Below are 12,452 nucleotides of genomic sequence, written 5' to 3'. Positions count from 1 at the left end.
GTCGGCCGTTGTATCGTGCCGGATTGGCTGGCTCCTCGTCAGGAGAAAAGTGTTTAACCCGCCTTACAGTTCCTGATGGGGACCAAACACTTCGTAGTGCAGCTGCCCGGCAGGAATGCCCGCCGCGAGCAGCTGATCCTTGATGGATTGCATGAAGCCAAGCGGCCCGCAGAAGTAGTAGTGGGCATCGGGCGCGAGCAGCTCTGCCACCTGAGCCAGATCCATGGTTCCCCGGAAGTCATAATCTTTCCCCTGCTGATCCTGAGCCATCGGCTCCCGGTACCAGACCCGGCTCTGCAGCCTGTCATGCTGCGCGCACTTGTGCCGGATATCTTCCCTGAAGGCGTGCAGATCCCCTCGTTCGCAGGCGTGCAGCCAGCTGATGCTGGCGCCATGGTCTCTGGCCAGCAGATGGTTGAGCATGCTCAGCATGGGAGTGAGGCCCACTCCGCCGGAGATCAGCACCACCGGGGTCGCCTTGTCAGCCTGCAGGAAGAAGTCGCCGGCCGGTGGCATGACGTCGATACTGTCACCGACGTGCAGATGGTCGTGCAGCAGGTTGGAGACTTGCCCCTCGGGCTCGCGCTTGACGCTGATGCGGTACTCCCGGCCGTTGGAGGCATCGGAGAGGGAGTACTGGCGGATCTCCTGATACTCGAGCTGGGGGTGAGCCAGCTTGATGCTGAGGTATTGCCCCGGTTTGAAGTTCAGCACGGGTTGACCATCCGCCGGAGCCAGCACGAAGGAGGTGATGAGCGCGCTCTCGGCCCGCTTCTCCTTGATAATGAAGGGGCGGGTTCCCTGCCAGCCACCGGCCTGGGCCGCCTTCTCCTGATAGATCTCCCGCTCCCGGCCGATGAAGATGTCGGCCAGTACCCCGTAGGCCTTGCCCCAGGCATCCAGAACCTCGTCAGTGATCGCACTTCCGCCCAATTCTTTGAGCGTGGCCAAGAGATGACTACCCACAATGTGATATTGTTCGGGCTGGATCAGGAACCCAGTGTGCTTATGAGCGATGCGCTCGACCGCACCGGCCAGGGCACCCAGATTGTCGATATTCTTCGCATACGCGGCCACGGCATTGAACAGTGCCAGCGGTTGGCCGCCACTGCGCTGATGGGCCAGATTGAAGATATCTTTCAATTCCGGGTTATGACTGAACATGCGCTGATAGAAGTGTTGAGTCAGCGCCGGACCTGCCGATTCGAGCAAAGGGATGGTGCTTTTGATGACGGCAACGGTCGTTTGGTCTAGCATAGGGAACCTCTTTCTAATTGAACATATAAAATATCATTTAATAAATGGCATCCTAGATGTTTATTTGATTTGGATCAACACTTCACTTTTCGCATTGCGCTAATCAGGCTTTATGAGACTAACCAGTTATACAGATTTTGGATTGAGAGCCCTGCTTTATCTGGCCACCCTGCCGGAGGGAGAGCTCTCAAGTGTTGCCAAGGTATCGGCCTTGTACGGCGTGTCACGCAACCACATGGTGAAGGTGGTCAACCAGCTGGTGAAGCTGGGGTATCTGCAATCCCAGCGCGGCAAGAACGGTGGCATTCGCATGGCCTGTGATCCTGCGACCGTCAACATTGGCCAGGTGATCCGGGCGCTGGAGGGAAATCTCGACGGTATCGACTGCAACTCGCCAGCCTGCCACATCGTATCGGTCTGCCTGTTGAAGAGTGCCCTGAAGGAGGCGATGGATGCCTTCCTGGCGGTGATGGACAGCTACACGCTGCTGGATCTGCTGGCCAACCGTGACGAGTTGCAGAAGGTGTTCGGGGAGCTGATCCCGACCCTGGTGCTGGAGCCCGAGGAAGAGGGTGAATAAGCACTAAAAAGGGCTGCCAGAGGCAGCCCTTTTTCAATCTTCGTCGTGGGTATCCGGACGATAGGATGCCGGCATGATCCGCGCCATCTTCACCATGTTGTTCTCCACTTCCAGGATCTCGATGGGATAGCCCGCCAGCCGGATGCCGATGTTGGGCTGAGGGATCTCCTCCAGGTATTCGAGGATCAGGCCGTTGAGGGTCCGCGGACCGTCAATGGGCAGCTGCCAGTTCATCTCCTTGTTCAGCTCGCGCACGTTGGCCGAGCCCTCCACCAGGAAGGTGCCATCCGGCTGGGGGTGGATCTCGTCGCTGGGGGCCGGGGTCATGGAGGTGGTGAAGTCACCCACAATCTCTTCCAGGATGTCGTCCAGGGTGATCAGACCCTGGATATCGCCATATTCATCGACGATGAGGCCGATCCGCTCCTTGTTGCGCTGGAACTTGGCCAGCTGCACGTTGAGGGGCGTCCCTTCCGGAATGAAATAGATCTCGTCCACTTCCCGCAGCAGGCTCGACTTGTTGAACTGATCCTTGGCCATCAGGCGCAGGGCGTCGCGAGCGTGCAGGAAGCCCACCACGTCGTCGATGTTGTCGCGATAGAGCAGGATCTTGGTATGGGCGCAGTGGGCCAGCTGGCGCAATATGGTCTTCCAGTCGTCGTTGATGTCGATGGCGTAGATATCATTTCTGGGCACCATGATGTCCTCGACCAGCATCTTGTCGAGATCCAGGATGCTGAGCAGCATCTCTTGGTGGCGCTGGGGGATCAGGTTGCCCGCCTCGTTGACGATAGTGCGCAGCTCCTCGGTATTGAGGGAGTCATCCTTGTTCGGATTGATCTTCAGCATCTTGAGCAGACTACTGGTGATGCCGTTGATCATCCAGACGAAGGGCGAGAGGGGCACCATCAATCCCTTGAGCACCCAGGAGGCGGGATAGGCGATCTTCTCCGGGAACATGGCCGCCAGGGTCTTGGGGGTGACCTCGCCGAAGACCAGCACCACCAGGGTCAGGCCGAAAGTGGCGACTGCTACCCCGAGATCGCCAAACAGGCGGATACAGACGATGGTGGCGATGGCGGAGGCGAGAATATTGACCAGGTTGTTGCCGATCAGGATCAGCCCCAGCAGGCGATCGGGTCGGGACAGCAGTTGCTCGACGCGGCGTGCTGCCTTGTGTTTGGTCTGTGCCAGATGCCGCAGCTTGTAGCGGTTGATGGACATCAGACCGGTTTCGGAACTGGAGAAGAAGGCGGATAGAAGGATCAAGAAAACGAGAACAATCAGCAATGTGCTCGTTGAGATGCTGTCCAAGAAGGGCTCCTGTGGATGGTGTCGCTAAAGGGGAAAACGGGTCAGCTCAACAGCACTTCTTTGACGAAGCGGCTGCCGAAGTAGGCCAGGGTCAGGATGACGCTGCCAATCAGGCTCAAGGTGATCACCTTGCGGCCGCGCCAGCCATAGGTGTGATGACCCCACAGCAGCAGCACATAGACGCACCAGGCCAGGATGGAGAGCACGGCCTTGTGGGACTTGCCCTGGGCGAACATGTCCTCAAGGAAGAAGAGGCCGGAGGCGATGGAAAGAGTGAGCAGCAACACACCCGCAGAGATGAGCTGGAACAGACGCTTCTCGACCGTCATCAGGGGCGGCATGGCCGGCAGCTGACTGATTTTTCTCGATTTCAGCTGCTTGTCGAGACAGGCGAGCTGCAGCGCAAACAGGCAGGCGATCATCAATACCGAGTAGGCCATCAGGGCGAGGCCGATGTGCAGCAACAGCTGGGGATGGGCCTCCAGATGGGTGATGTAGCGACCGGGAATGAGGGCGCTGGCGGCCAGCAGCAGGGCCGAGAAGCTGTAGACCACCGGCAGCAGGATCCAGCCGTTGAAGCGGCGGGTGACGCAGGTCATGAAGCAGCTGATGATGAGGCTGACCAGCGAGGCCACGTTCAGCATGCTCAGGTTCTGGCCGGAACTCAGCAGCACTTCCGAGCCGAGAGCGCCAGCGTGAGTCATCAGGGCCAGTCCGATGCAGGCGAACAGGGGGCGCTGTCCCACCGGCTTGGCGCTCAGTAACAGATGCAGGGAGGCGACGATGGCCAGCAGATAGAACGCCAGGGCCAGAACAGAGATCACGATCATAACCAGGTCGTTGTTGCACAAGCATTTAGGGATACAAGAGGGGCAGTATACCTTGCACAAGATATGCTCGCCAGTTGTGCTGCCGCCGATCTGCCCATATATAGGGAGGAAGACGCTTGCTGCGACAGTGCGGTGAATAATCGTTCTCGCGCCAGCTCTGGGTTATAATGCCCCCCATTTGTTACGCCAAGAACCGGAATGCGTCATGTTTGAGAATTTGACAGAACGACTCTCGCGCACCTTGCGCAATGTCAGTGGCCGTGGTCGCCTGACCGAAGAGAACATCAAGGATACCCTGCGCGAAGTCCGCATGGCGCTGCTCGAGGCGGACGTCGCCCTGCCGGTGGTGCGTGACTTCGTCGCGCGCGTCAAGGAGCGGGCGGTAGGCCAGGAAGTGGCCAAGTCCCTGAGCCCGGGCCAGGCCTTCATCAAGATTGTCCACGGCGAACTGGTCTCCGTGATGGGGGAGGCCAACGAGCAACTCAATCTGGCGGCCCAGCCGCCGGCCATCATCCTGATGGCGGGTCTGCAGGGGGCCGGTAAGACCACCACGGTTGGCAAACTGGCCAAGCTGCTCAAGGAGCGCAACAAGAAGAAGGTGCTGGTAGTCAGTGCGGACGTCTACCGTCCCGCAGCCATCAAGCAGCTGGAAACCCTGGCCGGCGACATCGGTGTCGACTTCTTCCCGAGCGATGCCAGCCAGAAGCCGGTCGATATCGCCAACGCGGCCATCGATCAGGCACGCAAGAAGTTCTATGACGTGGTGATCGTCGATACTGCCGGTCGTCTGCACGTCGATGGCGAGATGATGGAGGAGATCAAGCACCTCCACGCCACCATCAAGCCGGTAGAGACCCTGTTCGTGGTCGACGCCATGACAGGTCAGGATGCCGCCAACACCGCCAAGGCGTTCAACGAGGCGCTGCCGTTGACCGGCGTGATCCTTACCAAGGCGGACGGTGACGCCCGCGGTGGTGCCGCCCTGTCGGTGCGCCACATCACCGGCAAGCCGGTCAAGTTCATCGGGATGGGCGAGAAGACCGACGCGCTGGAGCCGTTCCACCCGGATCGCCTCGCCTCCCGCATCCTCGGCATGGGTGACGTGCTGTCACTCATCGAAGAGGTGGAGCGCAACGTCGACAAGGAGAAGGCTGCCAAGCTGGCCAGCAAGGTCAAGAGCGGCAAAGGCTTCGATCTGGAAGACTTCCGCGAGCAACTGGCCCAGATGCGCAACATGGGTGGCATGATGGGGATGCTCGACAAGCTGCCCGGCATGTCCGGCCTGCCCGATAACGTCAAGGATCAGATGGATGACAAGCTGACCGTGCGGATGGAGGCCATCATCAGCTCCATGACGCCCAAGGAGCGTGCCCATCCCGATCTCATCAAGGGCTCCCGCAAACGCCGTATCGCCGCGGGTTCCGGCATGCAGGTGCAGGACGTGAACAAGCTGCTCAAGCAGTTCACCGAGATGCAGCGCATGATGAAGAAGATGTCTGGCAAGGGCGGTATGCGCAAGATGATGAGCCAGATGAAGAACATGCTGCCTCCCGGCTTCGGTGGCGGCCGCGGTCCGTTCTGATCATCCATGCCGTATTGAGAGAGGGTCTGCCAGCGGCAGGCCTTTTTCATTACTGCCCTGCGCAAAAAATGGCTGGCTTGGTTGCAATTATTACGAATCCAAGTAGAATTATGCGGCTTATTTTAAGCTAGGGTCCGCGTGTTTGCGGGCCTTGTTCATTAGATGTTAATGAGGACGATATGGTAACCATTCGTTTACAACGTGGTGGCGCGAAAAAGCGTCCGTTCTACCAGGTAGTAGTTGCTGACAGCCGTAACGCCCGCGACGGTCGTTTCATCGAGCGCGTTGGTTTCTTCAACCCGGTTGCTTCTGGTAACGCTGAAAAGCTGAACCTGGACCTGGCTCGTATCGAGCATTGGGTTGCTACTGGTGCCGCTGTTTCTGAGCGCGTTGCCAAGCTGATCAAAGACGCTGCCAAAGCTGCTTAATCAGCCAGACGGTAAGGAGTTAAGGTGGAAAAACCTGTAGTTCTGGGCACCCTGGGTACCGTTTACGGCATCAAGGGCTGGCTTAAAGTGAACTCCTTCACCGATGTTGCCGAAGCGATTTTCGATTACAACCCCTGGCTGATCAATCAGAACGGGGCGTGGCGTGAAATTCGGGTTTCATCCTGGAAACGTCACAACAAGGGTCTGATCTGCAAGCTCGATGGTATCGACGTGCGCGAGGAAGCCCTGGCATTGACCAACGTCGAGATTGGTGTACCCGCCGATCTGTTGCCTGCGTTGCCCGAGGGCGAGTTCTACTGGCGTGACCTGATTGGTTGTTCCGTAGTGACCACCAAGGGATACGACATGGGCAAGGTGACCGAATTGATGGAAACCGGCTCCAACGATGTGTTGGTGGTTGAGGCCAATGTAAAAGATGCCTTTGGTGCAAAGGAGCGGTTGATTCCGTTCCTGGAAGAGCAGGTGATCAAGAATATTGATCTGACTGCTCGAACAATCGAAGTTGATTGGGATCCTGGTTTCTAGTTTCCCGCGGTAACACGAGTGCCGGAGGTTTCTTATGTGGATTGGGGTGATTAGCCTCTTCCCTGAAATGTTCCGAGCCATTACCGAGCACGGGGTAACGGGTCGGGCCGTCAAGAGTGGCCTGCTGCAGATTGAGTGCTGGAACCCCCGGGACTTTACCCACGACAAGCACCGTACGGTCGATGATCGTCCTTATGGTGGTGGGCCCGGCATGTTAATGATGGTTCAGCCGCTGCGTGACGCGATTCATGCAGCCAAGCAAGCAGCGGGAGACGGGGCGAAAGTCATCTATCTCTCTCCTCAGGGACGCAAGCTGACTCAAGCGGGCGTAACCGAGTTGGCGACGAATCAGAAACTGATTCTGGTAGCCGGTCGATACGAAGGTATCGATGAACGCGTGATACAAACCGAAGTCGACGAAGAGTGGTCTATCGGGGATTACGTGTTAAGTGGTGGCGAGTTGCCTGCCATGACCCTGATCGATGCGGTTTCGCGTCTGGTCCCTGGGGTTTTGGGTGATCAGGCCAGTGCCGAGCAGGACTCCTTTACGGATGGCTTGCTGGATCATCCCCACTATACTCGGCCGGAGGTGTTGGATGGGCTGGCGGTGCCCGAGGCGCTGACAAGCGGCAATCACGAAGTGATTCGACGCTGGCGTCTCAAGCAATCGCTCGGACGAACCTGGCAAAGAAGGCCGGAACTTATTAACAACCTAGCTCTGACTGACGAGCAAGAATCACTTCTTGCCGAGTATGTCCGCGAAGTGCGTGACAGCGTTAAGTAGAGTTTTCAGTTTATCCTAGGTAAGGAAAGACAATGAGCAAGATTATTCAGCAGCTTGAACAAGAGCAAATGCGTACCGACATCCCGGCTTTTGCCCAGGGCGACACCGTACGTGTTCAAGTTCGTGTTAAAGAAGGTGGTAAAGAGCGTCTGCAGGCTTTCGAAGGCATCGTGATTGCCAAGCGTAACCGCGGTCTGCACTCTGCTTTCACCGTTCGCAAGATCTCCAACGGCGAAGGTGTTGAGCGTGTATTCCAGACTCACTCTCCGCTGATCCACAGTGTAGAACTGAAGCGTCGTGGTGATGTTCGCCGCGCCAAACTGTACTACCTGCGCAACCTGTCCGGTAAAGCTGCTCGTATCAAAGAGAAGCTCAACTAATTCGATTCGAATTGGTGTCGATGTGTCGGCGAAAAGCTCGACAGGTAGTGAAAAGGCTCGCCAATGGCGAGCCTTTTTTGTATCTGCGTCTGAACTGGCGAGGGAGCCTTACTGGTTCACTCGCACCACGGAGTTGTCCCGTCCGAAGGGGCCTGGCACATAGCCATCGGCCTCCCAGTCGTTGTCATAGAGGGTCTCCCCCTCAGGGGTGATGAGCTGGTAGCAATATTCGAAGTAACCGGGCCCGTCGGTGGGCAGGTTGAGGGTGGTCTTGAACTCGCCGCTCTTCATCTTTTTCAGATCGACCGGCTGCCACTGGGTGAATTCGCCCAGCAGGCGAACCTGCTCGGCGCCGGCTGCTGCCTCTTTCTCCACGGCAAAGGTGACTTTGACTTCGGGTTTTGATTTGAGGAATTGCTTGATGAGTGGCATGACGCCTCCTTGTCAGTGAGTACAAAAAATGGCTCTTGCCTATTTTTATACCAGCTTATGACAAGGATGTTGATACAGCTGGTCAAACCGGCAGGGCGAAATAGCGTTGCAGCAGGCCGTGGGTAAAGTTGATCTTGAGATAGAAGCCCCGTGGCAGCGTCATGATGGGCTGACCATCACGGCCGATGGCCCGGGTCAGCGCCTTGTTGTTGGCCGCCTTGGGTCGCAGTTGCATCACCTGGCCGTGGCGAGCACTGATCTGCTCCACTTCTCCCAGCACTATCATGTCCATCAGCTCTTCCCAATCCTGACGCAGCAGTCGATCTTCCTCTTCGTTCGGGCTCCACATCAGCGGCATACCGACTCTGCGCTCCCCGATGGGGATCTCCCTGCTACCTTCCACCGGGATCCAGAGTACCCGTGACAATTTGTTGCGCACGTTCGATTCCTCCCAGCGCTGGCCGGTAACACCGATCAACGGGGCAACGCAGACGAAGGTGGTTTCCAGCGGTTTGCCCTGAGGATCGATGGGGATCGTCTTGAGCTCGATCCCGAGATCCGGGAAGTCCTGCTCCGGCTTGCTGCCGGCACTGGCACCCAGCTGCCATTCGATCAGCTGGCCGACCCAGCCCTTGTCCCGGCGCAGATCCCCGGGAACGGCTATGCCCGCCTGTGCTGCCAGCTGGGCCAGCGTGAACCCTGCCATGGCATAGGCGCGGGCCAGCAACTCCTGCTCGGACTGGGGATTGGTCGGCATACTTGGTTCCATCTTGTTCGTTCTCTCCTCGCCAGCCTGGATCCAGAGAAGGATCGCTGTTTTTATAGCCGATCCTGCATGGAGACGGGCAAATGGGGATAATTTGGCTGTTATCAGCACATCTCAATGATTTTAAAGGGTTTTGGTTATTTTATCGAGGCCAGTAAAGAGTGGCTTTTTAGCTTGAAACAGTTGTCCAAGGGTTTGCGCCTGATGTTGCACACAGTTATCCACAGAAATCTTGGATAAGTAAATGGAACTGGGATGAGTCGCCGAGATGTTACAAAAAAATGTGAATGCCGCCCCATTTTTACAGGGGAAAGCGGGCAGATAGTGTGCCACTCCTGTGGATAATTTGGTCGTGGTGGATCTTTGAACAGTTGGACTTGTTCACAATCCATGGTGTGGATCCTGCGGGGTCGCCATCGAGGATCCAGAACCGCTATTTTACATTTAACTATATGTATAATAATGTTTTTACTTGTTCATCATGGGATGGGGATATACCGTTGGCATTTTTACTCATCGTCAAAAAGTACTGTATATACCCGTTTACTAACAGCTTTATGCACAGTCTGGGTGGGCAACTTGCCGTCGCAGATCCTGGGATTTGTTTATAAGTATGTTTGAAATTGAAAGTTATTCATGAAACGGGGGATTCACTCCTTGTTTGCTGCCACGGGGTGAATGTGGAACAATCTCTTTATAGATTCAGCCTTTATAAGGTGATCACGTGATTGATGGCGACGGATTTCGTCCCAATGTCGGTATCGTGATCTGTAACCGTGACGGACAAGTATTGTGGGCTAAGCGCTATGGGCAGCACTCCTGGCAGTTCCCGCAGGGGGGGGTTGATGATGGTGAATCGCCGGAACAGGCCATGTATCGAGAGCTATATGAGGAGATTGGCCTCAAGCCCGAAGATGTGACCATATTGGCCACCAGTCGTAACTGGCTAAAGTATCGTTTACCCAAGCGTCTCGTCCGTTGGGACAGTTCACCGGTCTGTATTGGCCAAAAACAAAAATGGTTCCTGTTGCAGCTGAATTCGGGCAGGGAGTCCCGGATCCAGTTTGGCTGTCATGGCCATCCCGAATTCGATGATTGGCGCTGGGTCAGCTTCTGGTACCCGGTGCGCCAGGTTGTCTCGTTCAAACGGGAGGTTTATCGTCGGGTCATGAAGGAATTTGCCCCGCTGGCGATGCCGGTCGCGGCAACCCAGGTCAACAAGAAGGATGGGCGGCGCCATCGCGCACGCTAAGGAGCACAGATTAGTTGTTAACGGAACTGAGACGTATCGTCGAGAGCATGGCCGAGGCCAATACCCTCGAGCAAGCCCTGCAGGCCCTGGTCAGCCAGACCCGGCATGCCATGAAGGTGGACTGCTGCTCCGTCTATGTCTCGGAACCCGACATGCGCCGCTACCGGTTGGCGGCCACCGATGGTCTGGCCCCCTCTGCCGTTGGCAAGGTCACTCTGCCCTTCGAGCAGGGCATCGTCGGTCTGGTGGGTCAGCGTGAAGAGCTGATAAACCTGGCCGATGCCCCCGCGCACCCCAGCTTCAAGTTTCTGCCCGATGTGGCCGAGGAGGCGTTTCGCTCCTTCCTCGGCGCCCCCATCATGCATCAGCGCCAGGTGGTCGGCATCCTGGTAGCGCAGCAAAAAGAGAGTCGCCGTTTCGATGAGGGGGAAGAGTCCTTCATGGTCACCCTGGCGGCCCAGCTGGCGGCGCGCATCGCCCAGGCACAGACCAAGGGGTGGCTGCAGAAGACCGACTGGAGCAAGCCCCTGCGCGGCATCGCCGGGGCCAGCGGCATCGCCATGGCCAAGGCCTGGGTGTGGCGGCCCCGCAAGGCGCTCAACTCCATCACCCCGCGTAAGGATGAGGAGCACGGCAAGCAGCTGGCTCGGCTGGAAGACGCCGTGGAGGAGGTGCGCCACGATCTGGAGAGCCTGGCGCTGCGCTTTCGCGAGAGCTACAGCCAGGACTCGGTGGCGATCTTCGATATCTACCTGCACCTGCTGAACGATCCCGGCTACATCAAGCCGATCCGCAACAAAGTGAGCAAGGAGCACTGGACGGCGGTCTCGGCGGTCAAGATCATCAGCGATCGTCTGATCGAGCAGTTCAAGGGGATGAAGGATCCCTATCTGCAGGAGCGTTCCGCCGATGTGAAGGATATCGCCCTGCGCCTCATCAGCCGGCTGGTGCAAAACGAACCGGAACATATCTCCATCGGTGAACCCGTGGTGCTGGTCGCCGACGAGGTGACCGCCACCATACTGGCCGAAGTCCCGCGCGAGTTTCTGAGCGGTGTGGTCTCCCTCAAGGGGGGCACCAACTCCCACGCCGCTATCCTGGCTCGTGCCATGGGGGTGGCGGCCATCATGGGGGTGGATCTGCCGCTCGGCGATATCGGCGGCCGCATGCTGGTGGTCGACGGCTACAGCGGCGATCTCTTCATCGAGCCCAACCAGGTGATCCTCAGCGAGTACCGCCAGCTGCTCAATGAGGAGCGGGCACTTGACACCCTGGTGCGCAGCGTCGACAACCAGCCATCAGAAACCGCCGATGGCACCCCCGTCTCCCTGCTGCTCAACGCCGGCCTCAGCGCCGATACCGAGATAGCCCTCAATCATCTGGCGGACGGGGTCGGTCTCTATCGCACCGAGATCCCCTTCATGCTGCAGGACAGCTTCCCCTCCGAATGGGAGCAAACCGCCCGCTATCGCGGCATCTTGGAGACTTACCGTAATCGTCCCGTCTGCATGCGGACCCTGGACGTAGGGGGTGACAAGCAGCTGCCCTATTTCCCCATCGTCGAGGAGAACCCCTTCCTTGGCTGGCGAGGGATCCGGCTCACCCTGGATCACCCCGAGCTGTTCCTGGTGCAGCTCAAGGCGATGCTGCGGGCCAGCGAAGGGCTCGACAATCTGGCCATCATGCTGCCGATGATCAGCAGCGTGAACGAGATCAAGGCCTCCCGCCGCCTGCTGGATCAGGCCTGGCGGGAAGTGTCGGAAGAGGCAGCCGGCCGGGGAGCCGAGATCCGCTACCCCAGTCTCGGAGTGATGATAGAGGTGCCCTCCGCCCTCTATATCCTGCCGGAGATGGCGCCGCTCATCGACTTCTGGTCGGTGGGCAGCAATGACCTGACCCAGTACCTGCTGGCGGTGGATCGCAACAACGCCCGGGTTGCCAGCATCTATGACGCCTTCCATCCGGCGGTGATCCGCGCCCTGCAGCTGCTGTCCGATGCCTCTCGCCGCTACCACAAGCCGGTCTCGGTCTGTGGCGAACTGGCCGGGGATCCGGTCGGCGTGCTCCTGCTGCTGGCCATGGGTTATCGCCGCTTCAGCATGAACACCCACAACATCGCCCGCATCAAGTACGTGCTGCGCCAGTCCCGGCTGGATGAGCTGACCACGCTGCTGGCGGACGGCCTCAAGCACGACAATCCCCACATGCTGCGCGGCCTGTTTGCCCGCTATCTGGAAGAGCATGGGCTGGGCGGCTTGCTGCGGGCTGGCCACAAGGTCAAGTTGCCCGATTGATATTCAG

General features: G+C 58.0%; 13 protein-coding genes. 8 read left to right on the top strand and 5 right to left on the bottom strand.

Annotated features, from left to right (window positions below; all coding sequences use genetic code 11):
• Positions 1 to 63: 63 nt before the first annotated feature.
• Entirely contained in the window at positions 64 to 1,257 is a 1,194-nt protein-coding gene (gene hmpA, locus ACB028_RS14315) for an NO-inducible flavohemoprotein (protein ID WP_371144559.1), read from the bottom strand.
• Between the two features lie 112 nt (positions 1,258 to 1,369).
• Between hmpA and ACB028_RS14310 the strand changes: the two genes are divergently transcribed.
• The gene (locus ACB028_RS14310; protein ID WP_042026674.1) at positions 1,370 to 1,837 is read left to right on the top strand and encodes an Rrf2 family transcriptional regulator; all 468 of its coding nucleotides are present in this window, start codon (positions 1,370 to 1,372) and stop codon (positions 1,835 to 1,837) included.
• Between the two features lie 33 nt (positions 1,838 to 1,870).
• On the opposite strand, the gene ACB028_RS14305 is transcribed toward ACB028_RS14310, so the two are convergent.
• Entirely contained in the window at positions 1,871 to 3,151 is a 1,281-nt protein-coding gene (locus tag ACB028_RS14305; protein ID WP_342010908.1) for a CNNM domain-containing protein, read from the bottom strand.
• A gap of 41 nt (positions 3,152 to 3,192) precedes the next feature.
• Positions 3,193 to 3,981 carry an inner membrane protein YpjD gene (locus tag ACB028_RS14300; RefSeq protein WP_042070546.1) on the bottom strand — a complete coding sequence of 263 codons (789 nt, stop codon included), beginning with the start codon at positions 3,979 to 3,981 and terminating at the stop codon, positions 3,193 to 3,195.
• A 205-nt stretch (positions 3,982 to 4,186) separates the two neighbouring features.
• Between ACB028_RS14300 and ffh the strand changes: the two genes are divergently transcribed.
• From ffh to rplS, 5 genes are all read left to right on the top strand, one after another.
• Complete coding sequence (gene ffh / locus ACB028_RS14295; RefSeq protein ID WP_026456580.1) at positions 4,187 to 5,563, top strand: signal recognition particle protein; 1,377 nt, start codon at positions 4,187 to 4,189, stop codon at positions 5,561 to 5,563.
• Positions 5,564 to 5,742: 179 nt separating this feature from the next.
• Positions 5,743 to 5,991 (top strand): 30S ribosomal protein S16, encoded by a 249-nt coding sequence (rpsP, locus tag ACB028_RS14290; protein WP_042026671.1) that lies wholly within the window; start codon positions 5,743 to 5,745, stop codon positions 5,989 to 5,991.
• A gap of 24 nt (positions 5,992 to 6,015) precedes the next feature.
• Positions 6,016 to 6,537 (top strand): ribosome maturation factor RimM, encoded by a 522-nt coding sequence (gene rimM, locus ACB028_RS14285; protein ID WP_042026670.1) that lies wholly within the window; start codon positions 6,016 to 6,018, stop codon positions 6,535 to 6,537.
• Between the two features lie 34 nt (positions 6,538 to 6,571).
• A complete protein-coding gene (gene trmD / locus ACB028_RS14280; protein WP_005308699.1) occupies positions 6,572 to 7,321 on the top strand; it encodes a tRNA (guanosine(37)-N1)-methyltransferase TrmD in 750 nt (249 codons plus the stop codon).
• A gap of 32 nt (positions 7,322 to 7,353) precedes the next feature.
• Positions 7,354 to 7,701: a 50S ribosomal protein L19 gene (rplS, locus tag ACB028_RS14275; protein ID WP_005308701.1), complete on the top strand. Its 348-nt coding sequence runs from the start codon at positions 7,354 to 7,356 to the stop codon at positions 7,699 to 7,701.
• A gap of 108 nt (positions 7,702 to 7,809) precedes the next feature.
• Here rplS and ACB028_RS14270 read toward each other — a convergent pair whose 3' ends face one another.
• The gene (locus ACB028_RS14270; protein ID WP_042070451.1) at positions 7,810 to 8,133 is read right to left on the bottom strand and encodes an isoamylase early set domain-containing protein; all 324 of its coding nucleotides are present in this window, start codon (positions 8,131 to 8,133) and stop codon (positions 7,810 to 7,812) included.
• Positions 8,134 to 8,215: 82 nt separating this feature from the next.
• Complete coding sequence (gene mutH, locus ACB028_RS14265; protein WP_371144604.1) at positions 8,216 to 8,890, bottom strand: DNA mismatch repair endonuclease MutH; 675 nt, start codon at positions 8,888 to 8,890, stop codon at positions 8,216 to 8,218.
• Positions 8,891 to 9,623: 733 nt separating this feature from the next.
• On the opposite strand from mutH, the gene rppH reads away from it, so the two are divergent.
• Positions 9,624 to 10,151 carry an RNA pyrophosphohydrolase gene (gene rppH / locus ACB028_RS14260; RefSeq protein ID WP_042070448.1) on the top strand — a complete coding sequence of 176 codons (528 nt, stop codon included), beginning with the start codon at positions 9,624 to 9,626 and terminating at the stop codon, positions 10,149 to 10,151.
• 14 nt (positions 10,152 to 10,165) lie between these two features.
• The gene (gene ptsP, locus ACB028_RS14255; RefSeq protein WP_371144558.1) at positions 10,166 to 12,445 is read left to right on the top strand and encodes a phosphoenolpyruvate--protein phosphotransferase; all 2,280 of its coding nucleotides are present in this window, start codon (positions 10,166 to 10,168) and stop codon (positions 12,443 to 12,445) included.
• Positions 12,446 to 12,452 lie beyond the last annotated feature (7 nt).

The sequence above is a fragment of the Aeromonas sp. S9(2024) genome (genome assembly GCF_041403185.1).
GTDB classification, from domain to species: domain Bacteria; phylum Pseudomonadota; class Gammaproteobacteria; order Enterobacterales; family Aeromonadaceae; genus Aeromonas; species Aeromonas enteropelogenes.
The sequence above is the reverse complement of the archived record's forward strand: the minus strand, read 5'-3'. Positions and strand labels throughout refer to the sequence as shown.